Origin of the sequence: Bacillus cereus G9842 (assembly GCF_000021305.1) — a bacterium.
Classification (GTDB): domain Bacteria; phylum Bacillota; class Bacilli; order Bacillales; family Bacillaceae_G; genus Bacillus_A; species Bacillus_A thuringiensis_S.
This window is the reverse complement of sequence record NC_011772.1, coordinates 2,878,097-2,901,981: the sequence shown is the minus strand read 5'-3', so window position 1 is coordinate 2,901,981 and position 23,885 is coordinate 2,878,097. Positions and strand designations below refer to the sequence as shown.

Sequence of the window (23,885 nt, the reverse complement as noted above, 5' to 3'; positions counted from 1 at the left end):
TCTTTTGTTATTATAATATCCATTTACCATACAAAAAGCCCTACAAGCATAGCGCTTAATAAAGAAACAGCCATCCCGCTAACAAGAAGCTTCCAAACATTTTTACCGATGACTGATGATTTTTCCCCGCCAAATAATGAATTGTAAGTTCCGTAAATCATACCTACTGTACTAAAGTTAGCAAAAGAAGCTAGAAATGTTGTTGCAACCGCAACCGTATGCGGTTGTAGCGACTTTAAGTTTGATTTTAAATCCATCATAGCAACAAATTCATTCGTCGTTATTTTGATCCCCATTAATTCAGCTACATACATAGCATCACTGCCTGATAAACCGAGTAAAAATGCAAAAGGACTAAAGATAATGGAGAAGATTTTTTGAATTGTTAACCCCGTTACAAAAAATCCTAAAATCCCATTTAAACATGCTGTTAAAGCTACATAACCAATTACCATAGCTAAAATAACGATAACCATATTCATCCCAACTAACATACTGTTTGAAATAGTAGAAAAGAAATCCTTTTTTTCATGTTTTGAAGGTGTGTAAACAACGTCTTCTTCTTTCGAAACTTCCACAGGATTTAATATATTGGCTAAAATTAATGCGTTAATACAGTTTAATGGGATTGCGCTGAAAATATATGTTGCTGGAACCATTGATAAATAAGCACCAAGAATGGATCCGCTAACGCTACTCATACTCATAATTCCAAAAGTTAATAATCGATTTTCTTTTAAAACAGATAATTGATCACGAACAACTGCAAGTGCTTCGGTGTTCCCTAAAAACATCATTTGAATGGAAAAGAAACTTTCTAACTTTGGCAAACGAGAAATCTTTGAAATAACTGCACCTACTTTATCAATAATCCAAGTTAAGATTCCGAAATAAGATAGAATATCGAAAAAAGTAATAACAAAAATGATAGGAAGTAATGCACTAAAGAAGAAATCAATGTGTGGACTGTCCATAGCGGAAGGAAATGCAAAGCGAATACCTTCGTTCGCGCATGCCAGTAGCCAACTGAAAAATGACGCAATTTTATTAATGATAATACTGCCGAGTTTCGTGCCTAACATAAACCACGTAATAAAAAGCTCCAATATGATGAGAATTACAATTGGTCTCCATTTTATATGTTTTTTATTAGGCGAACATAAGAAAACGATTAATATGACAACGAAAATCCCTAACATATTTAATATGAAATGCATGTCAACCACTCCTTGAGCTTTATTATTTGTATATAAAAAAGCTCTTATTCTTCTTAATTTAGAATGAATGTGGTTTAATTTATATTTTTGTAAATTCTAAAAATATAGAAGGGTAAATTCGATAAAAATAGAATTTAATACATAGCAAACAAGGAGGAGATAAAAATGGAGGTCTATCACATAAAGAGTAAAAAGAGGGAAACATACAACGTTCAGGTGAAATATTCGATACTTTTCGAATGTGCACTTGGTATTGCAGCAATTACTCATAAAAGGTTAATTGATACTCTTGAAAAGACTGAAAGTGAATGGAAAGGAATTAGACAATCATTAACAAATGAGATGAGAGAACACTTGCAGTTTGTAGAAGAACATAATACGTGGAAAGCATTGCTTCAGTTATTGTATAAAGAGGATTTTCAAGATTTATCGCAGTTTAATTTTAAAATTGATTTACTTTCAGAAGAAGATTTGAAATTTATATGTTTACCGTTTTTAGGGGAGAAGTATGAAGAGAAAAGACGTTTAGCCGCAAGTAGAGATGTAACTGCAATACATGAACTAAAGGAATTAACGCAGGATCATCCGTTTTTTTCTACTTATATTAGCTTTATATGTGATGTAGATGTACAAGTGCTAAAATCTCATTTAATCACTGTAATGACAGGTTGGTATGAGAGCATAATTAAGAAAGAGGAAGAAGAAATACTTTCTATATTAAAACGAGATTATGAAGCAAAAAATGAAATGAATAAAAAGATGAAACCGGAAGAGTTTGTCGAGTGGGCGACTGGCGGAGTGAACTATATGCCAGAGCCAAGTGTTCATCACGTACTTCTTATTCCGCAAATGACGTACAGACCGTGGAATATTGAAGCAGATATTGAAGATACGAAAGTATTTCATTATCCAGTTGCGAATGAAAGCATTCATCCTGAAGATCCGTATGGACCGAATTATTTTTTAGTTCAAAAACATAAGGCTCTTGGGGATGAGGCGAGATTGCGAATTGTAAAAATGTTGTTTGAAAAAGAACGTACATTACAGGAAATAACGGAAAGATTGCAGCTTGGTAAATCGACAGTACACCATCATTTGAAATTGTTACGTGCAGCGAAGTTAGTTGATATACATGACGGAAAGTATGTATTAAGGAAGAAAGCAGTACAGTCGTTAGCAAAAGAATTAGAAGCGTTTTTGAATAGATAATATGCAACAAGAATGTACATAAAGGGAGGAATTTAAGAGAAAAGTTGGTGAGCTATAGTGAAGAGTGTATTGAAAAATCGTTCTTTCTTTTTTATGTGGATTGGTAGTGCAATCTCAGAATTAGGAGGGGCTTTCGGAACGTTATGTAATTCAATTCTAGTATATGAATTAACAGGATCGGAAATGGCTTTAAGTAGTATGTGGCTATTATATTTCATCCCATCACTCATATTGCAATTAATAAGTGGCCCATTTATTGATAAATGGAGCCGGAAGTGGATTATGATATTTTCACAATGGATACGAGCGTCCGTATTTTTATTACCTTTGGTGATGCTAGTTTCGGGTAGTATAGAAGTTTGGCACATTTATGTTGTTCAAATTGTAGTGGGACTTATTACACCACTTTATACACCTGCAAGTCAAGCAATTACACCGAGCATTGTAGGGAAAGAACAACTTCAAGATGCAAATGCGTATATTGATGGGATGACTCGCCTTATGATGTTTCTTGCGCCAGTATTAGGCGGAGTAGTCATTCATTTGATTGGAACAGAACTTACATTATCTTTCGTATGCATATGTTTATTTGTTAGTGGCACTTTCTTATTTTATATAAAAGAAAATAGAACGTCGCAACCTATTCGGAAAACGTGGCTAGAACAATTTCTTCACGGTTTTACATATTTTTTCACAAAACCAATCATCGTTTGGCTCGGTATATTTCTTACTTTCGTGCAGTTTGGAGTAGGGGTAACGATGGTCACAAATCTTCCTTATATAAAAGACGAGCTGTCAGCGGGATATGCAGAGTACGGTTATTTCATGGCAGGTTTTCCACTTGGCTACGTAATTGGCTCAGTATTAGTCGGAAAAGTAACATATAAAAGCCGGCGTATACTTATGCTCGGAGGATTGTTTATAGGGGGACTCACATACATTTCATTAGGATTCAATCATAGTATTATCATTGCAATAATAATTGAAGTAATAGCAGGGATTTGTATTGCATTTTTCAATGTTCATAACACGACAATATGCCAACAAACCGTCCCAAATAATATGATAGGACAAGTATTTTCAGTGCGTTTATTTTTTATACGATCCGCTATGCCATTAGGTGTGTTAGTAGGGGGAATATTGAGTGAAATGTGGGGAGTAAGAGCGCTATATGTAATCATCGGTGCAATTATATGTGTTACATCTTTAATAGGGATGTTACTTCCATATTTCAAATTTTTAGATGAGGCGATAGAAAAGAAATCAGCATAATTCAAAAAATTAAAACTTTACAATTGAAAATAATTATCATAATCAATTATAATAGAAGCATACTAGTATTCGTATTACAAAGAGGGAGTGGGATATATGTTTATCGAAACGAAAACATTTACAGTAAAAGAAGGTACATCAAATATAGTTGTAGAACGTTTCACTGGAGAAGGTATTATTGAAAAATTTGAAGGCTTTATCGATTTAAGTGTTCTCGTGAAAAAAGTAAGACGCGGCGACGAAGAAGTTGTCGTAATGATTCGCTGGGAATCTGAAGAAGCATGGAAAAACTGGGAAACAAGTGAAGAACACTTAGCTGGACATAGAGCAGGCCGTGGTAAACCAAAACCAGATCATATTATTAATGTGGATCACGCAGTTTATTATGTGAAATCATCGAAATCGGCTTATCAACAGTCTTAATATACAAGCAGAGGATACATGTTGTAGAAGCAAACATGTATCCTCTTTTTTATTAATGGGGGATGTAAATGATAGGAAATCTTTCATTCATTAAAAAAATGTTCTAGGATATAGAAAAAAATATTAGACTTATAAAGCATAGTCTTAGATGGAACGCTTGAATATCTTGCCTTACATATTTAAGGGTTATGAAAATGAGTCTATATCCCTTCTGTTTAAAAGGAGATGAGTACATGAAGCTGAATCATTTAAATTTATGTGTTGATGACTTATCAGAAGCGAGACATTTCTTTGAAACATTTTTTGATTTTCAATTTTTGGAACAAAAAGGGAAAGCACTTGTAGTTATGAGTGATGAGAGTGGATTTATACTTGTGCTAAGTGATCCAAAAGCATTTAAAGGGAATAAGGAAGTTACGTATCCGGAAGCTTTTCATATTGGTTTTTTAGTGGAAACTACAAATGAAGTGGATCAAGCGTATAATCGTTTAGTAGCAGGCGGCATTGAAATAGATAAGGAACCTTATTCGATGCGAGGTAGTAGTTATGGTTTTTATTTTACAGTATTTAATGGCTTATTAATTGAAGTGTCTTGTCTTGATTATAGAGAAGGTAAGAAAATTTCAAAGCTTAATAGTAATCACCAAGAGTAATCATTTGAAGGTGTATATTTAGCCCCTTATCCAGTTTGGAAAGGGGCTTGTTTATTTTATTACCTTATTTATCTTACTATTTGTGGATTGATTATAGTCTCACCTTATTTGTCTATCTGAATTTCAAATTCAAGCACAGCTTGATCTTTCCTAAACGGGATACTGAGTTCTTTAAATCGTAAGCTTATTCCAGACAAATTATCAGGAAGGACAGGAGATATAACGAATTGATGATTCATATGTCCATCGGTGCCACCACCACCTTCTGACCAGCAATCGTATGTATCATCTATTGATAATTGGAAGAAACTATGAGGCTTATTTTCAATAAAATCTTCATCCGTGGAATCCCAATCGCTATATAAATAAACTACACTAGCATTTGCATATTGCCGAATAAAAGTTACAGTATACATGACGCCATTATGTTCATAAGTTTTAAAAACAGGTACATGTTTTTTGAAGCCAGTTGGTTCAACGCGAGGTTTAAATTCTTCTTCATCCATCATGGAAGAGAATAATGAGTTTAGATAGTCTGGATAAAATTCGTATTGCTTAGCCCATTTATAAATCGCTTCATCATGTGGAAAACCTGGGTCATCACCTGAAAGTTCTTTTCGTTCTTTTAATAGGGCGCAAATTTTTTCATCAATAGAGTATAAGCGTTCATCGTAATGATCGGTAGGACGTTCGAAAGTCATTCTTCGCATAATCATTCCTCCTTTACTTTATTTTAACAAAAAAGACAGACTAATAAATAGTCTGTCTTTTTACATTAATTCTTCACATCATCATAAAGTTCAAGCGCCTCTTTCACATTCAATCTATTCTTCACAATACCATGTATTGCTTGAATCATCGCAGCTGGGTGCTCAGATTGCCATATGTTTCGGCCCATGTCTACTCCGATCGCGCCTTCTTGCAGTGCATTGTACGTAATGTTTAATGCGTCTTCGATTGAATCTAGTTTTGGGCCACCCGCGATGACAACTGGGGCAGGGCATGTGCTCGTTATTTTTTCGAATCCTTCGCAGTAATACGTTTTAATAATATCAGCACCCATTTCAACACATACGCGGGAAGCAAGTGCTAGAAAGCGAGCTTCACGTTTTTGTAATTCCTTTGCGACTGCGGTAATACCGAGTACTGGTAGGCCGTAATCGTGAGCTTCAGAAACTACATTTGCGAGATTCGAAACAGTTTGTGTTTCATAGTCTGATCCGACAAAAACAGAAACGCCAACGCCAATTGCGTTTTGCTTCACTGCTTCTTTTACAGGTGTAACAATTGTTTCATTCGCTAAATCTTTACCAACGACAGTAGCGCCGCCAGATACACGCATAACCATCGGTGTACTGCAGTTTTCAGGAATACAGGAGCTAAGTACACCGCGCGTTAAAAAGAGGGAGTCTGTATAAGGAAGTAAGTTTTTTACTGTTTCAAGTGGTTGTTCTAGTCCGTGAATTGGTCCTAAGAAATATCCGTGATCTATTGCTAACATAACCGCTCTACCATCAGGTAAAATTGTATTTAATCGATTTTTAAATCCCCAAGTCATTCGAAATCACTCCTTCGTTAATGTTGGATTTTCCGTTTGTACCGTATCTTTATTTGGTAAATGTGGTGACTTTATAAAAACAGCTTTAAAAGGTTTATCAGAATGGTTAATCAGATAGTGAGATTCATGAGGGCGAACTTGCAGGACATCACCTTGTTTAATCGGAACTCTTTCGTTATTTACATAGAAGTCTATTTCACCTTCTAACGCATAAAAAACTTCTTCACATGTTGTATGATAGTGATTTTGAAACTCTTGCCCAGGCTGAATGACAACAAGACCAAGATCAATATTCGGGCCTTGTATTAAATATTTCGGCCCGTTATCACCGAAGCGATAGGAGAAATCATTTTCATTCGCTTTTAACATACAGTTCACTCCTTTATGTAAATGAGTTACAGTGCACCTGGCGCAATCCACATATGTGTTGTAAGTCCTTTATCAGCTAAAGTGAGCTGACTGTTATACACGGTTTTCCATGTTTCATAGAATTCCTTGTATAGCTCGTGATTTTCCGTGATTGGTTCAAATGTATTTTCCCACTGTAAAAATTGTTCGGCAGCCTCTTCCATAGATGTATATATTCCAGCGCCAACTCCAGCAGCAATCGCAGTTCCTAAAGCAGCTGCTTCTTTCACAACTGGTACTTTTACAGGAATGCCGAGTACGTCTGATAGAATTTGTGGCCATAGTTTCCCTTTAGCGGCACCGCCAGCAAAAACAACTTCAGAAGGGAATGTATCAGTAAGATTTTCAATTAGTTTTAAGTTTCCAAGTGTAACGAAGGCCGCATTTTCTTCAATAGCACGGAACAGTTCCTTTTTTCCGCATTTGTCAGCGTCTAAACTTAAATTTAAGAATGAAGGTGCGGCATGACGCCAAGAAATGTAGTTCATAACGTTTGAAAAAGTAGGGATAATACCATATGAACCGACAGGTACGTCTTTCGCTTGTTCTTCTAATAATTCATAAGCGTCTACACCGAGTTTTTCAGCGAGCTTTTTTTCTTCTTGGCAAAAAGCGTCTCGAAACCAGCGCATAACAAGACCAGGGAAAAAAGCGATTGTTTCATATTGCCATAGATTCGAAATGACATGGCAATTTACACGAATCGCAGCATATGGATCTGTAATTGGTTCTGTAATATTTACTTCTTGTTGCCAAAAGCTGCCTCCGCATATTAATGTTTGATTTGGTTTCACGACTCCAGTTCCGAGTGATGCCATTTGAGCATCTCCGCCGCCAGCGACGACAGGAATTCCTGCCAGTAATCCAGTTAATGCTGCACACTCTTTTGTAACGTTTCCGATTACTGTACCAGCCTCATTTACTTTTGGTGAAAATGGCAAAGTTATACCACACTCTTTAGCGACATCGTTATCCCAATTTCTATTTTGTAAATCAAAGATTCCAGACGTACAACCGTTGGAAGGGTCGATTTGCAGTACATCGCTTAATTTATACAAAATCCAATCGTTTAACATCGTAAAGGAGTGGATATTACAATAGATTTCTGGTTCATGTTTTTTAATCCAAAGTAGACGTGGTAAAGCACCTAATGAAAAAGTTTGCCCAGATTTTCTGTATAAATCTTCTTCAAGATGTGAGCGGATTTCTTTTAGCTCACTAACTTCAGCGGATGCACGGCCATCAACATTTGCACATGCCCATATTTCTTGCCCATTTTTATCATATAAAACAAAACCTTCTCGCATACTTGTAGCGCTAATAGCTTGAATAGAAGAAGGAAGTATATTACTTTTTTGTAGAACTTCTTTCGTACACTGTTGTACGAGTTGCCAGTTTGCTTTTACATCAAAATTCATAGAACCGGGGTAACGAGGATCAGTTTTATGAACCCATTCTTTTTGGCTTACTGCAATTTGATTGCCTTGTAAATCAAAAAGAACAGCTCGAATGCTTCCTGTACCAGCATCGAAAGCTAATAAAGTAGACATTAAGAATCACCTTCCTTTCTTAATAAGGAGAGCGCAGTTTCTTCATCAGTAATTAATGTATGAATAAATTTCCCTTTTAAAGCCCCATAAATGGCATCTATCTTTTGAGTACCTCCAGCCACACCAATGACATGCTTCATACTGCGAAGAATCGTAAGTGGTGTGCCAATTAGACGATTATGATGCGAGAGCTCTAATAAATCACCATTCGTATTATAAAACTGTCCTAAAATATCGCCCGCCCCGTTTTGACTTCGAATATATGTCATTTCACGTAGCGTTAATTTTTCTTCTTTTACAATCGTAGCGTCTTGAGATAACCCGCCAATACCGACAACTGCCGTATGTGCAAGTGAAGCGACATGAAGCATATCTTTCACGCTTGGTTCTGATAAAATACTTTGTGCCATTTCAGTAGAAGATGCTAGAAAAGGAGTAGGAATAATATGAAGATCACCTTGCATGTAGTGTAAATAGTTTTGTTTTCTTGGGAGATAGTGGTTTACTCCGCCTGTTAGCGTTACGAATGAAAGATTAATAGAACTTTCAAAATGAATGTTTTCTAGCATTTTACTTATTGTTTCACCCCAGCCGATGCCGAGTAAATCACCTTGTTGGAGATGAGTCTCTAAATATTGTGCAGCGGCTTTTCCGAGAGAAGCGTGATAATTGTCTATTGGAGTAGGGATAATGAAAGCATCTTTTAAGTGGAATTTTTTCATTAGGTCACGCTCAATACTTAAACAGTGTAAACCAGTTCCTTTTACGTGAAATGTAACGATACCTTCACTGCGTGCCTTATCTAATAACCGGACAACTTTATTTCTTGAAATGTGAAGAAGTGAAGCAATTTCCTGTTGTGTTAATTGGTCTTTATAATAGTACCAAGCTACTTTAGTTAATAAATTCTCTTCAAAGTTCAGCTGTGTCATACTCTTCATCCCTTTCAACAATTGACCACTCCTTAAACATATGTGCCACATATTTTGTTTATTCCAGTTGAAACGATTAATTGTACGTAGAAAAAAGTGTTCTAGATATAAAAAAAGGAATATACAATGCTACAAAACAAGTAGAACAAATAATCATTTTCTCAAAAAATGTTCTGGATAAAGGCAGGTGACATCATGTGGAGAACGTACCTTTATTACAAATAAAGAAAATGAGTAAGGCGTTTTTAAATCAACTTGTATTAAAAGAAGTGAACTTACAAGTAGAGCGTGGAGATATATACGCTTTAGTGGGGGGAAATGGCGCCGGGAAATCAACATTAATGAAAATATTAACGGGGTTATATTCGTATGATGATGGAGAGATGTATGTAAAAGGAATGAAGCAACAGTTTTCAAATCCGTCAGAAGCACATAGAAAAGGTATTTATTTAATACCGCAAGAACCACTCATTTTTCCGCATATGACTATTGAAGAAAATATATGTATCGGGTTAAAAGAAAAGAAAAAGAAACTAAGAGTACAGATTCAGCAATTGATTAACAGTCTAGGGTGGGATATTGACCTTTATGAGTTAGGAGCATCATTATCCATTGCGCAGCAACAGTTAGTAGAAATCATTAGAGGATTAATACGAGACGCTGAGATTCTTATTTTAGATGAGCCAACATCGACGTTAACAACTCATGAAATCAAGAGTCTTTTTGTGCTGATGAAAAGTTTGCAAGAAAAAGGAATTGGAATGATATACATTACACATCGTTTTCCGGAAATCTTTGAAATCTCCAATAAAGTAGCGATATTACGTGATGGAACAATCGCGAGTCAAGGGGATATATGTGACTATACATATGACACGCTGATGGAGGGGTTATTGCCAAAAGGATATAAACAGGAAGAAAAAAGAGAAATAGTTCAAGAGACAGAAAGAACGAAAAAAGTATTAGAAGTAGCGAATGTGACTAGTCACACATTCGAGAATATATCATTCACTGTACATGCTGGAGAGATTGTGGGGATTGCTGGCATTGTTGGATCAGGTAGAACGGAATTAGCGGAAGCAATATTTGGATTGGAAGCTATAAAATCAGGCTCTATTTTATTAGAAGGAAAACTAATTGATACATGTCCTTTGCATAAAAGATTAAGCGAAGGGCTCGTTTATGTGCCGGAAGATAGGGCGAGGAATGGAATTTTCTCCATTGTATCTGTCAAAGAAAATATTACTGCAGCATGTTTACTGCAAAATAATCGCTTTTTTATTAACCGAGAAAAAGAAAGCGCTTTAGTAAAGTCGTTTATAGAAAAGTTCCGAATTGTTGTACCAAGTATGAATGAAGAACTTACATCTTTATCGGGAGGTAATCAGCAAAAAGTCGTGCTTGCGAAATATCTTGCATGTAATCCCAAAATCATTATTCTTGATGAACCAACTCGCGGAATTGATGCAAAAGCAAGGCTTGAAGTGTATGAAACGATAGAAAAAATGAAAAGAGAAGGACTCGCCATATTATTCATTTCTTCAGATGTTGAGGAAATCGTCCAATTAGCTAACCGTGTATACGTCATGCGAAATGGTCAATTTGTTTCTCATTTGGAGAAAGAAAAAATAAATGTAGAAGAAGTTACACGTCTTGCATACGGAGGTGTAACGGAATGAAACGCATGTATAAAATGCACGAAACGTCTATCATACTGTTACTACTAATTTATATAGCCATGGTCGGGATAATAAATCCTAGTTTTGTTCAGTTTAACTCGTTATCGTTAATGATGAAATCAAGCGTTATTTTAGTCGTTCTAGCAATTGGCCAATCGTTCGTTTTATTTACGAAAAATATAGACGTATCAGTTGGCTCAATTATGGGATTAAGCGCGGCAGTTTGCGGGATGTTATTAACGAACGGATATAGTGCAGTCTTGTCGATACTTGCTGCTATAATGCTTGGTGCTATTATCGGTTTCATAAACGGGATTGGAGTTGCAAAGTTTCGGGTACCAGCCATTATTATGACATTAGGGATGTTAGGAATTGTTAGAGGTGCAATGTTAATCTTCACAGGCGGGAAGTGGATTGAAGATACTCCAAATAATTTTAAGAAACTTTCATCTATCGTCATACTTGGTCTGCCGATAATTGTATGGGGTGTTCTTATTATTTTATTACTACTATACTTCTTTTTAAGGAAGGTACCATACGGAAGATACTTCTATGCGGTAGGTGACAATGAAGATGGTGCGAGGCTCATTGGGATACCTGTTAATAAAGTAAAGATAAATGCGTTTATTATATCGGGCATAAGTGCGGCAATCGCTGGTTGCATATTTGTTATGAATATCGGGTTCGTTCCAAATCAAACTGGTACAGGAATAGAACTACAGGTGATCGCAGCTGCTGTGCTAGGAGGAATTCATCTAAAAGGAGGAACCGGTTCTATATTTGGAGCCGCATTAGGAGCATTATTTTTAGAAGCAATAAGCAGTTCACTCGTCTTTTTAAAAATACCAGCATTTTGGAATAATGCTATTTCGGGTTTTTTACTATTACTTATTATCATACTAGATAGTGTCATGAAGAAGTGGAAAGTAGAGAGGAGGATGAATCTATGAAGTATTTTTACAGATGGGAAGGTGTTCTAATCGTATTACTTCTTATAGAATTCATTCTCTTTAGTTTTATAAATCGTGATTTTTTAAATATTAGTAATCTCCTTTTTAGTACAAATGATTTTCTGTTTATAGCAATCGCAGCGATTCCAATGACTTTCGTTATTGTAACAGGAGGAATTGACGTATCTGTAGGATCTATTATGGGGCTAACTTCGATTTTAATTGGTGTACTTTGGATGAATGGGATTCATATTTTATTAGCAGTAATAATGGCACTTATAGTCAGTTGCTTAGCAGGAGCTTTAAATGGATTCATTATAAAAATGACAGATGTAGAACCACTAGTTGTTACACTCGGAACGATGTTTTTATATGGAGGAATTGCACTCGTCATTTCAGGAGGGGCGGGTGCTTCTGGATATGAAGGGATAAGTGGTTTACCTGATGCTTATGTACAACTAGCAAATGGTAGTTTTATAGGAATACCTAACTTATTATGGCTTCTTATCGCATTAACAATTGTATGCACGATTTTGTTTCACCGAACGATATATGGACGCCACGTACAATTAACAGGAGCGAACGAAAATACAGCAAAATACACCGGGATTCAGACGAAGAAAGTAGTAATCATTGCTTACATACTTTCTGGGTTAGGAGGTGGATTAGGGGGTGCTTTCTTAACTGCATATTTCGGTTCCGCACGTGCTGATATGGGAAGTGAAACAATATTACCAATCATTACAGCAGTCGTATTAGGCGGGACACTTATTACGGGAGGAAAAGGAAGTATTATTGGTACTGTACTAGCGAGTATTTTTATAGGCCTTATGCAATATGGCCTACAAATGACAGGTTTAACAAATGAACAATCAAATGTAGTAATAGGTATTATCCTTATTCTTTCAGTTATTATGAGACATTTCAAATTACATCAATTCTTAGCAGGGAAAAGACGGAATTTGCATAAGGGGGAAATGTCATGAAGAGAAAACTAGGGATTGTATTGATCGTATGTATTTGTTTAATTGGTTTAATCGCTTGTTCCAGTCAAACGGCAGATAAGAAAAAAGCAGATGATGTGAAATTTGCATTTATCCCGAAATTAACTGGAGTTGGCTTCTTTACATCGGGCGGTGAAGGAGCAAAGGAGATGGGAGATAAGCTAGGCGTACAAGTGAAATATGATGGGCCGTCTGAAGCGAGTGTATCAGGGCAAGTAAAGTATATAAATAATTTCATTAATCAAAACTATGATGCACTTATGGTTTCCTCTACATCAGTTGATGGTTTATCGCAATCACTGCAGCGTGCTAAGAAAAAAGGAATGACTGTCTTAACGTGGGATTCTGATGTGAATCCGAAAGACCGTTCTTTTTATATAAGTCAAGGGACACCAGACCAACTTGCTAACTTATTAATTGAAATGACTTCCAAGCAAATTGGAGATAAAGGAAAAGTAGCTTTCTTTTATTCTAGTCCAACAGTAACGGATCAAAACCAATGGGTAACGAAAGCGAAAGAAATTATTAAAAAGAAATATCCGAACTGGGAAATTGTAACGACGCAGTACGGTGAAAATAATGCGCAAAAATCGTTATCAGTAGGGGAGAACATATTAAAAACGTATCCAGATATTAATGCAGTCATTTGCCCGGATGCAACGGCACTACCAGCGATGGCACAAGCAGCTGAAAACTTGAAAATGGATAAAAAAGTTGTTGTAACTGGCTTCTCTACACCAAACGTTATGCGTGATTACGTAAAACGAGGAACAGTACAACAATTTGGATTATGGGATGTAAAACAACAAGGTGCACTCGCAACGTATGTAGCAAATGAAATAGTAGTAAAAGGGAAGAAGTTAAAAGTAGGGGATAGTTTTGAAGTAAAAGGAATCGGAAAAGTGAAAGTAGAGCCAAACTCCATCCAAGGTTATGATTATGAGGCAGAAGGAAATGGAATTATTGTATTGCCAGAGCGGGTTGTATTTACGAAAGAGAATATTGATAAATATAATTTCTAGTAACGAAAAAACGTCCGAATATATCGGACGTTTTTTATTTCTTCATTAGTTATGAACTGTTTCTTTTTCATTTAATCCAAGCGTACGACCTGTAGAAGTGTGTAGGTCTTGGAACAACCTTGGATTTTCAGTTAGTGAAATGCCATATGAAGGAATCATTTCTTTTATTTTTTCTTCCCATTCTACCATGCGGCTTGGGAAACATTTTTCTAATACTTCAAGCATGACGTGAACAGCAGTAGAAGCACCTGGTGATGCGCCTAGTAATGCGGCGATTGAGCCGTCAGCTGCACTTACTACTTCTGTACCAAATTGAAGTGTTCCTTTACCGCCAGCATCAGTATCTTTAATTACTTGTACACGTTGTCCAGCAACTACAATATCCCAATCTTCACTTTTCGCGTTCGGAATGAATTCGCGTAATTCTTCCATGCGTTTTTCGTGCGATAACATAACTTGCTGAATTAAGTATTTTGTAAGTCCCATTTCTTTTACACCAGCAGCTAACATCGTTAAGACGTTATTCGGTTTTACAGAACCGATTAAGTCAAGATTTGAGCCAGTTTTTAAGAATTTAGGTGAGAACCCTGCGAATGGTCCGAATAATAAAGCTTTTTTATTATCTATATATCTCGTATCAAGGTGAGGTACAGACATTGGCGGAGCGCCAACTTTAGCTTTACCGTATACTTTCGCATGATGTTGCTCTACAACTTTTTGGTTTTTACATACCATAAATAGTCCACTTACTGGGAATCCACCGATATGCTTTGATTCAGGGATACCAGTCTTTTGAAGTAGAGGTAGACTACCGCCACCACCGCCAATAAAGACGAATTTAGCAGTATGATGCTCAATTTTACCACTATTCATATCGTGTACTTTCACTTCCCACAAACCATTTTTCGTGCGCTTAATATTTTCAACACTATGCTTGTAGTTTAGCTCGACATTTTTCGTTTTTAAGTAATCAAACAACATACGTGTTAATGCACCGAAGTTAACATCTGTTCCAGAGTCAATCTTCGTTGCCGCCATCGGTTCATTAGATGTACGGCCTTCCATAATGAGTGGAAGCCATTTTTTTAATGTTTCAGGAGCGTCGGAAAATTCCATTCCTTGAAACAGTGGATTTTTTGAAAGCGCTTCAAAACGGTTTTTTAGAAACTCAACATTTTTTTCCCCTTGTACTAAACTCATATGAGGTAGTGGCATAATAAAATCTTGTGGATTACGAATTAATTTGCTTTTTACAAGATATGCCCAAAATTGTCTTGAAAGCTGGAATTGCTCATTCACTTTTACAGCCTTACCAATATCTATAGATCCGTCAGATTTTTCGGAAGTATAGTTCAGTTCGCATAGCGCAGAATGCCCTGTACCTGCATTATTCCATTCGTTAGAGCTTTCTTCCCCGGCACTTGCGAGTTTTTCAAAAACTTTAATTTCCCATTCAGGTGCTAATTCTTTTAGTAATGAGCCTAACGTTGCACTCATAATTCCTGCACCAATTAAGATAACGTCTGTTTTTTGCTGCATGTTGCTCATGATAATCTCTCCATCCCCTATATTGGCAAAAAAGTGTAGGTGTTTTCTATGTCTAAGCCGTAAAAGAGAAACACCGCCTAGGCCCCACCTAGGTGTATACCTTTTTTGTCTCAATTATATAACCATCTCATACTCTATTATAATAATTAATAGACTAAAATATCTAGTGTTATCTGATAATTTTAAACTATTTAACGTTTTATTCGCTAAAAATCTTATTTAACAAGCTCTTTTAAGGTGGTAAATAGAAAAAAATTACAGTTTGAAATTATCTCGAAAAAGCTTACGTATCCTTAAGTGACTAAATCGAGTACCTTTTTATGGGATTATTCTTTCTGTAATGGTAAGATTATTCTGAAAAAAAGGAGGGACTCTAATGTGTACAAAAGAACAAATTTCAAACTTATTTCGAAACTTTTCAATAAAGGAATGTAAAGGGTCAAGTGATTTATATGAATATTTATCAATGAAAATTGCTGAAGATGAGGAAGTACTTACACTATCGTCCTATGCTCAGGTAGGTCAACCAGTCCCAAACTTACTATTAGGTGCAGTACATTATTTATTGCTAGCAGGGAAAGAACATCATTTAAAACGTATTATAGTAGTTTAGTTGAAAATGCTGATACAAATTTAGATAAAGCTTTTAATCATTTTAAAGATTTCTGTAAAGAGTACCGAGAAGAAATCATTACTTTGTTACAAACGAAACTCGTTCAAACAAATGAAGTAAGACGGTGCGCATACTTATACCCAAGTTTCTGCTACATATTTAACAAAGTGAAGAAGCCGTTAGCGTTAATTGAAATTGGGACAAGTTCTGGGTTGCAACTGTTCTGGGACCAATATAGTTATTCGTACGGGACGGATGAAATGTACGGAAATATAAATTCAAATGTGCATGTAACTTCTGAAATAAGAGGGGAGAATGTACCGCATTTTCTAAAAGAAAGCCCATCTGTCGTAGAAAGAATCGGACTGGACTTACATGTGAATGATTTACATAATGAGGAAGATTATTTATGGTTACGTGCTTTAATTTGGCCAGAACATAAAGAAAGGCTTGAGATGTTTGATCAAGCTGCATCTTTAGTGAAAAATGAATCTGTCCAATTCATAGAAGGAGACGGTGTAGAGCTATTATCATCTATTATTGAACAAATAAGTGAAGAAGCTGTTATTTGTATTTTCCATACACACGTTGCAAATCAAATACCAGAACAAGTAAAACATAAGTTAGAAAAACAAATACAAGAAATTGGCGCAAAACGTGATGTATTCCACCTTTATAACAACATGTGGGATCGTGACCTTCATATTGATTATTATATTAACGGAAACGAATATCGTGAAACGGTTGGAGAAACAGAAGGGCATGGGAAATGGTTTAGCTGGAAGATTGGAAATGAGACGCCTATTTAGATTAATAGGGGCGCCCTCACTTGTAAAAGGTGGGGCCATAGGCTCAATCATGGACTAAATGGTTAAGGAATAAATTTATTAGTAACATACAAAAAATGCTTCGGAGAAATCCTAAGCATTTTTTGTATTACATTTAAACCCCATAATGGATCATGTACTTCTGTTCTGCTGTAGCTTGTTCAATTTTTGAAGCTAACTCAATCAGCTCATCAGAATTTTTGAAGAACTTTGAAGATGTAACTGTTTCATAGAATATTGCTAATGATTCAGGCGGGATAATTGTAATACCGTAATAAGCTAAACCGTATTCCTGATTTTTGACTGTATGAAAGTAGGTTTTCATAATTGATAAATTTCGATTTAAGCTACTGATAATATCATCATCAACAGAAATACAATGATATTTCTCTGGTGTATAATCTTCGTAATTTTTTTGAGAAGTAAAATCGTCAATTATTCCAAAATCATGGACACATGCCATCATTATCATCCTTTCAATTTTAATAAAGTGAGTTCTATTAAAGTAAAATGGTCATTCGTTTAAGTGTAATAGAAATAGTTATGTAGTTCATAAAATATCTTCGGTTCTTCTTCGTAAAAACAGTTTAATTATTAATAAACTCATCAGGAGCCCAAGTGGCGATTTCATTCCCAGGTGCAGCTACTACAAGCCATTGCTGACATAGGACACCAGCTTGCCAACATTCATAATAATCATGAAAACCATTTACAAAAATAATTTGTCCACTATCTAATGTAATAATTAAATGAGGGCTTTCTAAGCCAAGTTGTATATCGGTAACTTTTTGTCTTCTTATCTTAAATATTCTTTCATATTCTTCTTCCCCAGAATAAACTTCAAATTCATCTTCATTTAATGGGTATCTTTTTTGAGGTTTATTAAATAAACACCATTTTGATTCGATATTGATATATAATTGTCCGTCATAATCAACTGAGTCGTGAAAGTTTGTGAAATGAATCTTTATAGCGCCTGGAGAAATACCAAATTGTAATCCATCAACTTGTGATCCGATGAATAGATTTTTCAACACTTTTTCAGCGTGAATTTTATCCTCTTTATTCATTCTTGAAATCCTCCTTTTCTTAAAAATATACTTTATCTTTTTATTGTAATAAATAAATTTTCATGTGAAATGAACCTTTTGTGAAAAACGAGCGAATATATTGTGAAAGATCATGAGAAGGGGTTGTAATGTTGGATGAAGTAAAATTGAAAGAATGGCTATAGAGTTTACTTTACTGTTAAAGTATTTCATATAAAAATCACGCATTCATTCTAAGTCATTTACCCAAATTGCGATATGTTCAATTTTCATAGGTTTCATCCATCCTATCTGTAGCAATTAGGCTTCCACTGTATTAAGTTTGCATTTGCATTGCAACAATTTTGCTTTGGTGTTAAAGCTAGTTGTTAATTTTTGATTATGTACGTACATACAATATGTAATTAAGTGAATGATCAACATAGTAATTACAGAAAAGGGTGAATGAAGCATATGAATCAATTTGAGCAAATGATGTACGTTGGTGTCATCATGTCTATTGTACTATCCGTTATGATTTTAGGGTCCTTATATTATAATCCTCGACTTTCATTAACTGATTATCCGAAAGATATTCAAAAAGTAGTTTTTCCAAAATCGATTCATGAAAAAAAGCAAACCATTTACTTTAATATTGTATATAATGCTATTCTTTTCAGTTGTCCTTTCGTTTCTACATATATATTACATAAGCATGAAAAATTATTATATATTGATGCTTATTTACACACTTTTGGTATTTTAATGATTTTCAATTTAGTAGATTTACTTATAATTGATTGGCTAATTTTTTGCTGGATTACTCCAAGGTTTGTTGTGATTCCTAGTACAGAAGGAATGAAGGGATATAAAGATTATAAGTTTCATTTAAGAGGTGCTATAGTCGCTACTAAAATTTTAGCAATCGTAAGTTTATTTTTGGCGGGAATTGCAACAACTATTTAGTGTGAAGAAGGGCATGAAGCTTTTATAAAAGATAAGGATATTTATAATATATAGAATTAGAAATAAGAATTTGATAGTATTGGAGTAAGGAGTTTTAATAACAGTATATTAAACAATATTAATATACTGTTGCAAATGTTTTGATATTATGTAAAATTATACAATTTTACAGAGGCATTTGATAAAATTCAAAAAATATAATGGAGGCTAATATGAAAAAAGTAATTGGCGCAGCAACAGCAACTATTTTTGGATTGGGGGCATTTACCACAACTGCTACCGCAGAAACAATCGTAACAGCAGATGTACTTAACGTACGTGAAAAACCGACTACAGAATCAAAAGTGGTCGAAAAAGTAAAGAATGGGCAAGAGTTAAAAGTCATCAATACCGAAGATGGTTGGTCAAAAATTGAATTGAACGGTAAAGAAGTGTTTGTAAGTTCGGAGTTTACAAAAGATGTGTATCATGTAACGGCGAATTTGTTAAATGTACGTACCGAAGCAAACACAGAATCAGAAATTCTTGGCAGACTGAAAAAAGATGATGTAATTGAATCAACGCATCAAGTAAAAGACGGATGGCTGCAATTTGAGTATAAAGGAAAAACAGCTTATGCAAACGTTTCTTTCCTATCAAGTACAGCACCAACTGAAAAGAAAACTGAAGAGAAAATGAAGCAAGTAGCGAAAGTACAAAAATCAGTTAAAGAAAAGAAAGAAGTAAAGACGCAGAAAGTAGCAAAAGCGAAAGAAACAACGAAAGCACAAGAAATAGTAAAGCCTAAAGAAGAGGCAAAAGTCAAAGAAGAAGTAAAAGTTAAAGAAGAACCGAAAGCACAAGAAATAGTAAAGCCTAAAGAAGAGGCAAAAGTCAAAGAAGAAGTAAAAGTTAAGGAAGAACCGAAAGTGCAAGAAATAGTAAAGCCTAAAGAAGAGGCAAAAGTCAAAGAAGAAGTAAAAGTTAAAGAAGAACCGAAAGCGCAAGAAATAGTAAAGCCTAAAGAAGAGGCAAAAATCAAAGAAGAAGTAAAAGTTAAAGAAGAACCGAAAGCGCAAGAAATAGTAAAGCCTAAAGAAGAGGCAAAAGTCAAAGAAGAAGTAAAAGTTAAAGAAGAAGAAAAAGAGCAAGAAATAACAAAAGCTAAAGAAGAAGAAAAAGCAAGAGAAATAGCAAAAGCTAAAGAAGAAGAAAAAGCAAGAGAAATAGCAAAAGCTAAAGAAGAAGAGAAAGCGCAAGAAATAGCAAAAGCTAAAGAAGAAGAAAAAGCAAGAGAAATAGCAAAAGCTAAAGAAGAAGAGAAAGCAAGAGAAATAGCAAGAGCTAAAGAAGAAGAGAGAGCAAGAGAAATAGCAAAAGCTAAAGAAGAAGAGAGAGCGAAAGAAGTATCCAAAAACAATATACAGTCTGCTAAACGTGAATTAACGGTAGTAGCGACAGCGTATACTGCTGATCCAAGTGAAAATGGTACATATGGTGGACGCGTTTTAACTGCGATGGGGCATGATTTAACGGCAAATCCGAATATGAGAATTATCGCAGTTGACCCGAAAGTAATCCCATTAGGATCTAAAGTATGGGTAGAAGGTTATGGAGAAGCTATCGCTGGTGATACTGGAAGTGCAATTAAAGGTAATCGTATTGATGTATTAATGGGGTCAAAAAGTAAAGCTATGAATTGGGGAAGAAAAACTGTTAAAGTAAAAATTTTATAGTAACTATAATGATCTAAATAGAAGTCAGTTCTCTTTATTGAGGCTGGCTTTTATTTTTTTAGTGGAAGTATAATAGGATTCTTAAATGACTTATTAATAAAACTGTAATAAAACATAAAAATTGTATCATGTTTAGAAAAACTATTAAGAATGAGGTAAGGAAGTAGAACAGAAGGTTATTGAGAAGTAGAGAAGAATAGTATGTTGCTACAATTACACAAGATATCGAGGAACGTGAACTTATTTCAGTAGTTGATTTCCAGTTTGGGGAAATGAATATATACTATTATTTATGTAAAGATTGTTCAATTATAAAAACGGAAACACAAAGTACATAACAAGACTAACATATTATATTAGTCTTGTTTTTGTATCGCAACATCATTAAGAATCGCATCAAATATATCTTTTTGCGTAAAGTTATCTGTAAAAATAGTTTCTCTGGAAACCTCAATTGTATCGTGCGGATTATACCATTTTTGTAGGGAATCTTCACCAAATTCATGTCGTTTGTCCCTTGTGTTATGTCGTCTAATAGTTTCCTCTAATGATAAATCAAAGTAATATGTAAATGCATTTTTATCAAAATAACGAATTAATTCTTTTAACATCTCACCATACCTACGACTGTTCAATATACCTTCTAAAATAACAAATTCACATTTTCCTTTTCCGTACTTTGTAATTTCAAATAGTAAATCATGTGATAAATTCCCCATTGTGTCGTGTACTCTAAGCATATCTCTACGCACAACATCCTGTGATACTAAAAGTGTACCTTGTCCGAAATGTTCTTGTAGTTGCTTTGCAATCGTTGTTTTACCACTTGCGGAGTTTCCTCTAAGAATGATTAAAGTGGATGTAAATATAGGATTAGACATAATGTATTCCCCCCAACAGTATTAATTATATAGAAAATTTTAACAAATAAAGTGAGGAAAGTGTATAATTAATATGACGGATATTTAAGGAGGGGGTTAGATGGGGGATATATTAAAAAATGCACGACCTATATGGAAACGGACTTGGTTTCGTTATCTAGGGGCATTTTTTATTGTTCAGTTACTGTTTATCCCGCATTAACGGGCAGTAAGACCCCCACCTCAAAATTCAGCGAAAGCGAAGAAGTTAGGTGGGGGATCAACTGCCCGTAAAAGCCCGAATGGTTCAACTAATAATCAGTGGGGGATGAACAAAACCCCCACTGATTAAAGTTTCACTTTATTTTGTGTGAAATAACTGCGTGGGCACCAAACTTTAGGCCAGGCGGAGAGTTTTTTAATAGAATATTAAATTCTCAATTTTTCACTGAATGGTTCACACTCTATACAATCCCGCAATTTAACGTATTTACAGCATTTTTTGCGATTACATTACTACCATATGCATTAGTAGGTGCAATGAAAGATATAACATCAAGAAAAAATATAAAGGAATAATAGAGGTATAATATGCTTTTTCAAAAAGAAGGTTTATTGATTAGATACGTAATGGAAGATGATGCATCTATCGTTTCTAAATGGTTAACGGACCCAGCAGTCCTGCGGTATTACGAAGGACGAGATAATCCGCAGTCTGTAGAAAAGGTGCTTGATCATTTTATACATAATCCAAACAATAATGAAAAAAGATGTTTAATAGAATTTGATACCGTTCCGATTGGTTACATACAAATGTACCCAGTTGATTCAGAGTGGAAAGCGTTATATGGCTATAAAGAATCACAAAATGTATGGGGAATGGACCAATTTATCGGTGAACCAGCCTATTGGGGAAAAGGAATTGGACAAAAACTCGTTCAGGCAGCAATTACATATATTATGGGTGAAATGAGAGCAGAAGCAATTGCAATGGATCCGAAAGTAAATAATGAACGAGCGATAAAGTGTTATGAAAAATGCGGATTTAAAAAAGTAAAGATTTTAAAGGAACATGAGCTGCATGAGGGGAAATTAGAAGATTGTTGGATGATGGAATACAAACAATTATAATGAATATGCAATGGCTTATATAAACGAAGGGAGCTGTGCGAAATGAAAAAAGCGTTAATCGTAATTGATGTGCAAGCGGGTATGTATACAGCTGGAATGCCAGTACATAATGGGGGAAAGTTTTTACAAACACTGCAAGAGCTTATTGGGGAATGTCGTTCAAATGATATCCCAATTATTTATGTCCAACATAACGGTCCTAAAGACCATCCGTTAGAAAAAGGTACGGATGGATGGCGAATCCATGCGGCCATCGCTCCGCAAGAAGGAGATAATATTGTTGAAAAGACGACGCCAGATTCATTCCATAAGACAAACTTAAGCGAAGTGTTACAAGAGAAAGGAATTGAACACGTTATTCTTTCGGGAATGCAATCAGAGTATTGTGTAGATACGACAACGCGCAGAGCATGTAGTGAAGGATATAAAGTAACGTTAGTGAGTGATGCGCATAGTACATTTAATACAGAAGTGTTACGTGCTGAAGATATTGTGCAACATCATAACGCAGTATTGGGAGCGTTTGCGGATGTTGTTGCATTAAAAGACTTGAAAGTGGCTGCCTCTAAATAAGAGGTAGTTTTTTTATTAGAAAAAAGCGTCAAATATTGTCGGTAAGTCGATATTTTGAAATAATCGTTTATATAATTTCACGTACCATAATGAAAATATACAAAAAAGGAGCACCACATAATTAAAAAGGGTGCTCCTGCATTAAAATGTTACTTCTTCTTGTCTTTATCCAATATATTTTGTTCTTCAGCAAATTCCGTACCATATGCAAAGCGGCGATTAATACGAATGTTATCATTGTTGTGCCTTGTATGAGAGTTAGAGAAGCGATGAACGATTACTTCAGATAAAGTGAAGACGATGGCAGAAAGGATACTGCCCCATGCAATTTGCATATAGTTGTCTAATAAAATATTACCGAAAATCCATACGCTTAAATATGTTAATAAGAAATCCGACATAATGGCACCAGTATTGCCAATTCGATTTAAAATGATTTTATCAACGAACATGTAGGATACGATTGTAACAAAGAGACTGAATGAAATAATTTGAACAAACGTTGCAGGGAAAAATAAAGCAAGCCCAATGCTAAATGCGATAATGCACGATATAAACTTGATAAGCACTACTGTGAAATCATTCAAAATTCACACCTCCGATTTATACATAGTTTTTCAATAAATTCTGGAGTTCATACATTGTAACGGATTTATTTACGTAAAACTTTTTCATGTTCGGAATTTAGTCTAAATATTATAAAAACAACGGAAAAATGTTATAGTAAAATGAGAGTGTATGACATTT

23 protein-coding genes and 3 pseudogenes are annotated in these 23,885 nt (G+C 35.1%); 15 read left to right on the top strand and 11 right to left on the bottom strand.

Annotated features, from left to right (window positions below):
* Positions 1–23: 23 nt before the first annotated feature.
* Positions 24–1,217, bottom strand: coding sequence for a NupC/NupG family nucleoside CNT transporter (locus BCG9842_RS14645; protein WP_000545480.1), 1,194 nt, complete (start codon positions 1,215–1,217; stop codon positions 24–26).
* Positions 1,218–1,382: 165 nt separating this feature from the next.
* Here BCG9842_RS14645 and BCG9842_RS14640 point away from each other — a divergent pair, with 165 nt between their 5' ends.
* The 4 genes from BCG9842_RS14640 (at position 1,383) to BCG9842_RS14625 (ending at position 4,774) form a co-directional block, all read left to right on the top strand.
* Complete coding sequence (locus BCG9842_RS14640; RefSeq protein WP_000454536.1) at positions 1,383–2,426, top strand: ArsR/SmtB family transcription factor; 1,044 nt, start codon at positions 1,383–1,385, stop codon at positions 2,424–2,426.
* Positions 2,427–2,483: 57 nt separating this feature from the next.
* Positions 2,484–3,698 (top strand): MFS transporter, encoded by a 1,215-nt coding sequence (locus BCG9842_RS14635; protein WP_000843812.1) that lies wholly within the window; start codon positions 2,484–2,486, stop codon positions 3,696–3,698.
* 96 nt (positions 3,699–3,794) lie between these two features.
* Positions 3,795–4,121: a heme-degrading monooxygenase HmoA gene (hmoA, locus tag BCG9842_RS14630; RefSeq protein WP_000469498.1), complete on the top strand. Its 327-nt coding sequence runs from the start codon at positions 3,795–3,797 to the stop codon at positions 4,119–4,121.
* A 233-nt stretch (positions 4,122–4,354) separates the two neighbouring features.
* Positions 4,355–4,774, top strand: a complete 420-nt coding sequence (locus BCG9842_RS14625) for a VOC family protein (protein ID WP_000773089.1) — start codon at positions 4,355–4,357, stop codon at positions 4,772–4,774.
* Between the two features lie 104 nt (positions 4,775–4,878).
* Here BCG9842_RS14625 and BCG9842_RS14620 read toward each other — a convergent pair whose 3' ends face one another.
* The 5 genes from BCG9842_RS14620 to BCG9842_RS14600 all read right to left on the bottom strand — a co-directional run bounded on the left by BCG9842_RS14620 (position 4,879) and on the right by BCG9842_RS14600 (position 9,240).
* Positions 4,879–5,484, bottom strand: coding sequence for a hypothetical protein (locus tag BCG9842_RS14620; RefSeq protein WP_001253821.1), 606 nt, complete (start codon positions 5,482–5,484; stop codon positions 4,879–4,881).
* Between the two features lie 65 nt (positions 5,485–5,549).
* Complete coding sequence (gene lsrF, locus BCG9842_RS14615) at positions 5,550–6,332, bottom strand: 3-hydroxy-5-phosphonooxypentane-2,4-dione thiolase (RefSeq protein WP_000219780.1); 783 nt, start codon at positions 6,330–6,332, stop codon at positions 5,550–5,552.
* Positions 6,333–6,338: 6 nt separating this feature from the next.
* On the bottom strand, positions 6,339–6,701 hold the full coding sequence (locus BCG9842_RS14610) for a cupin domain-containing protein (RefSeq protein WP_000909986.1): 363 nt from the start codon (positions 6,699–6,701) through the stop codon (positions 6,339–6,341).
* A 26-nt stretch (positions 6,702–6,727) separates the two neighbouring features.
* Positions 6,728–8,290, bottom strand: a complete 1,563-nt coding sequence (lsrK, locus tag BCG9842_RS14605; RefSeq protein ID WP_000105712.1) for an autoinducer-2 kinase — start codon at positions 8,288–8,290, stop codon at positions 6,728–6,730.
* On the bottom strand, positions 8,290–9,240 hold the full coding sequence (locus tag BCG9842_RS14600) for a sugar-binding transcriptional regulator (protein WP_000677766.1): 951 nt from the start codon (positions 9,238–9,240) through the stop codon (positions 8,290–8,292). The genes lsrK and BCG9842_RS14600 overlap by 1 nt, the downstream gene beginning before the upstream one ends.
* A 179-nt stretch (positions 9,241–9,419) precedes the next feature.
* On the opposite strand from BCG9842_RS14600, the gene BCG9842_RS14595 reads away from it, so the two are divergent.
* Genes BCG9842_RS14595 through lsrB form a run of 4 tightly spaced genes read left to right on the top strand, consistent with a single transcriptional unit; the run spans position 9,420 to position 13,877 of the window.
* Positions 9,420–10,901, top strand: a complete 1,482-nt coding sequence (locus BCG9842_RS14595; protein ID WP_000432601.1) for a sugar ABC transporter ATP-binding protein — start codon at positions 9,420–9,422, stop codon at positions 10,899–10,901.
* Entirely contained in the window at positions 10,898–11,851 is a 954-nt protein-coding gene (locus BCG9842_RS14590) for an ABC transporter permease subunit (RefSeq protein ID WP_000827677.1), read from the top strand. The genes BCG9842_RS14595 and BCG9842_RS14590 overlap by 4 nt, the downstream gene beginning before the upstream one ends.
* Positions 11,848–12,837, top strand: coding sequence for an ABC transporter permease (locus tag BCG9842_RS14585; protein WP_000873535.1), 990 nt, complete (start codon positions 11,848–11,850; stop codon positions 12,835–12,837). The genes BCG9842_RS14590 and BCG9842_RS14585 overlap by 4 nt, the downstream gene beginning before the upstream one ends.
* Entirely contained in the window at positions 12,834–13,877 is a 1,044-nt protein-coding gene (gene lsrB, locus BCG9842_RS14580) for an autoinducer 2 ABC transporter substrate-binding protein LsrB (RefSeq protein WP_000823653.1), read from the top strand. The genes BCG9842_RS14585 and lsrB overlap by 4 nt, the downstream gene beginning before the upstream one ends.
* A 45-nt stretch (positions 13,878–13,922) precedes the next feature.
* Here the strand turns inward: lsrB and BCG9842_RS14575 are convergent, their stop codons facing one another.
* A complete protein-coding gene (locus BCG9842_RS14575) occupies positions 13,923–15,425 on the bottom strand; it encodes a malate:quinone oxidoreductase (protein ID WP_000069147.1) in 1,503 nt (500 codons plus the stop codon).
* A 376-nt stretch (positions 15,426–15,801) separates the two neighbouring features.
* Here BCG9842_RS14575 and BCG9842_RS14570 point away from each other — a divergent pair.
* Positions 15,802–16,847, top strand: a pseudogene (locus tag BCG9842_RS14570) (DUF2332 domain-containing protein).
* A 133-nt stretch (positions 16,848–16,980) separates the two neighbouring features.
* Here the strand turns inward: BCG9842_RS14570 and BCG9842_RS14565 are convergent.
* Both BCG9842_RS14565 and BCG9842_RS14560 read right to left on the bottom strand, forming a co-directional pair.
* The gene (locus BCG9842_RS14565; RefSeq protein ID WP_025117865.1) at positions 16,981–17,331 is read right to left on the bottom strand and encodes a hypothetical protein; all 351 of its coding nucleotides are present in this window, start codon (positions 17,329–17,331) and stop codon (positions 16,981–16,983) included.
* Positions 17,332–17,452: 121 nt separating this feature from the next.
* The gene (locus tag BCG9842_RS14560; RefSeq protein WP_001030854.1) at positions 17,453–17,935 is read right to left on the bottom strand and encodes a hypothetical protein; all 483 of its coding nucleotides are present in this window, start codon (positions 17,933–17,935) and stop codon (positions 17,453–17,455) included.
* Between the two features lie 432 nt (positions 17,936–18,367).
* Between BCG9842_RS14560 and BCG9842_RS14555 the strand changes: the two genes are divergently transcribed.
* Both BCG9842_RS14555 and entB read left to right on the top strand, forming a co-directional pair.
* On the top strand, positions 18,368–18,859 hold the full coding sequence (locus BCG9842_RS14555; RefSeq protein WP_001071239.1) for a hypothetical protein: 492 nt from the start codon (positions 18,368–18,370) through the stop codon (positions 18,857–18,859).
* 212 nt (positions 18,860–19,071) lie between these two features.
* Positions 19,072–20,574 carry a cell wall-binding protein EntB gene (entB, locus tag BCG9842_RS14550; protein ID WP_000755651.1) on the top strand — a complete coding sequence of 501 codons (1,503 nt, stop codon included), beginning with the start codon at positions 19,072–19,074 and terminating at the stop codon, positions 20,572–20,574.
* A gap of 356 nt (positions 20,575–20,930) precedes the next feature.
* Here entB and BCG9842_RS14545 read toward each other — a convergent pair whose 3' ends face one another.
* A complete protein-coding gene (locus tag BCG9842_RS14545; RefSeq protein WP_000070084.1) occupies positions 20,931–21,455 on the bottom strand; it encodes a kinase in 525 nt (174 codons plus the stop codon).
* A gap of 100 nt (positions 21,456–21,555) precedes the next feature.
* On the opposite strand from BCG9842_RS14545, the pseudogene BCG9842_RS31345 reads away from it, so the two are divergent.
* The 4 genes and pseudogenes from BCG9842_RS31345 to BCG9842_RS31010 form a co-directional block, all read left to right on the top strand.
* Positions 21,556–21,639 (top strand): annotated as a pseudogene (locus BCG9842_RS31345) (YfzA family protein); the annotation flags it as partial.
* 155 nt (positions 21,640–21,794) lie between these two features.
* A pseudogene (locus tag BCG9842_RS29880) lies at positions 21,795–22,013 on the top strand (YfzA family protein); the annotation flags it as partial.
* Between the two features lie 12 nt (positions 22,014–22,025).
* Positions 22,026–22,565: a GNAT family N-acetyltransferase gene (locus BCG9842_RS31015; RefSeq protein ID WP_000898779.1), complete on the top strand. Its 540-nt coding sequence runs from the start codon at positions 22,026–22,028 to the stop codon at positions 22,563–22,565.
* Positions 22,566–22,607: 42 nt separating this feature from the next.
* On the top strand, positions 22,608–23,138 hold the full coding sequence (locus BCG9842_RS31010; RefSeq protein WP_000709533.1) for a cysteine hydrolase family protein: 531 nt from the start codon (positions 22,608–22,610) through the stop codon (positions 23,136–23,138).
* Between the two features lie 149 nt (positions 23,139–23,287).
* On the opposite strand, the gene BCG9842_RS14530 is transcribed toward BCG9842_RS31010, so the two are convergent.
* Positions 23,288–23,725, bottom strand: coding sequence for a YndM family protein (locus BCG9842_RS14530; protein WP_000997702.1), 438 nt, complete (start codon positions 23,723–23,725; stop codon positions 23,288–23,290).
* Positions 23,726–23,885 lie beyond the last annotated feature (160 nt).

Coding starts and splice junctions, on each gene's coding strand:
- BCG9842_RS14620 (WP_001253821.1), bottom strand. CDS start 5,484: ATGCGAAGAATGACTTTCGAACGTCCTACCGATCATTACGATGAACGC.
- lsrF (WP_000219780.1), bottom strand. CDS start 6,332: ATGACTTGGGGATTTAAAAATCGATTAAATACAATTTTACCTGATGGT.
- lsrK (WP_000105712.1), bottom strand. CDS start 8,290: ATGTCTACTTTATTAGCTTTCGATGCTGGTACAGGAAGCATTCGAGCT.
- BCG9842_RS14610 (WP_000909986.1), bottom strand. CDS start 6,701: ATGTTAAAAGCGAATGAAAATGATTTCTCCTATCGCTTCGGTGATAAC.
- BCG9842_RS14585 (WP_000873535.1), top strand. CDS start 11,848: ATGAAGTATTTTTACAGATGGGAAGGTGTTCTAATCGTATTACTTCTT.
- lsrB (WP_000823653.1), top strand. CDS start 12,834: ATGAAGAGAAAACTAGGGATTGTATTGATCGTATGTATTTGTTTAATT.
- BCG9842_RS14545 (WP_000070084.1), bottom strand. CDS start 21,455: ATGTCTAATCCTATATTTACATCCACTTTAATCATTCTTAGAGGAAAC.
- entB (WP_000755651.1), top strand. CDS start 19,072: ATGAAAAAAGTAATTGGCGCAGCAACAGCAACTATTTTTGGATTGGGG.
- BCG9842_RS14560 (WP_001030854.1), bottom strand. CDS start 17,935: ATGAATAAAGAGGATAAAATTCACGCTGAAAAAGTGTTGAAAAATCTA.
- BCG9842_RS31015 (WP_000898779.1), top strand. CDS start 22,026: ATGCTTTTTCAAAAAGAAGGTTTATTGATTAGATACGTAATGGAAGAT.
- BCG9842_RS14625 (WP_000773089.1), top strand. CDS start 4,355: ATGAAGCTGAATCATTTAAATTTATGTGTTGATGACTTATCAGAAGCG.
- BCG9842_RS14590 (WP_000827677.1), top strand. CDS start 10,898: ATGAAACGCATGTATAAAATGCACGAAACGTCTATCATACTGTTACTA.
- BCG9842_RS14640 (WP_000454536.1), top strand. CDS start 1,383: ATGGAGGTCTATCACATAAAGAGTAAAAAGAGGGAAACATACAACGTT.
- BCG9842_RS14645 (WP_000545480.1), bottom strand. CDS start 1,217: ATGCATTTCATATTAAATATGTTAGGGATTTTCGTTGTCATATTAATC.
- BCG9842_RS14565 (WP_025117865.1), bottom strand. CDS start 17,331: ATGATGGCATGTGTCCATGATTTTGGAATAATTGACGATTTTACTTCT.
- BCG9842_RS14575 (WP_000069147.1), bottom strand. CDS start 15,425: ATGAGCAACATGCAGCAAAAAACAGACGTTATCTTAATTGGTGCAGGA.
- BCG9842_RS31010 (WP_000709533.1), top strand. CDS start 22,608: ATGAAAAAAGCGTTAATCGTAATTGATGTGCAAGCGGGTATGTATACA.
- BCG9842_RS14555 (WP_001071239.1), top strand. CDS start 18,368: ATGAATCAATTTGAGCAAATGATGTACGTTGGTGTCATCATGTCTATT.
- hmoA (WP_000469498.1), top strand. CDS start 3,795: ATGTTTATCGAAACGAAAACATTTACAGTAAAAGAAGGTACATCAAAT.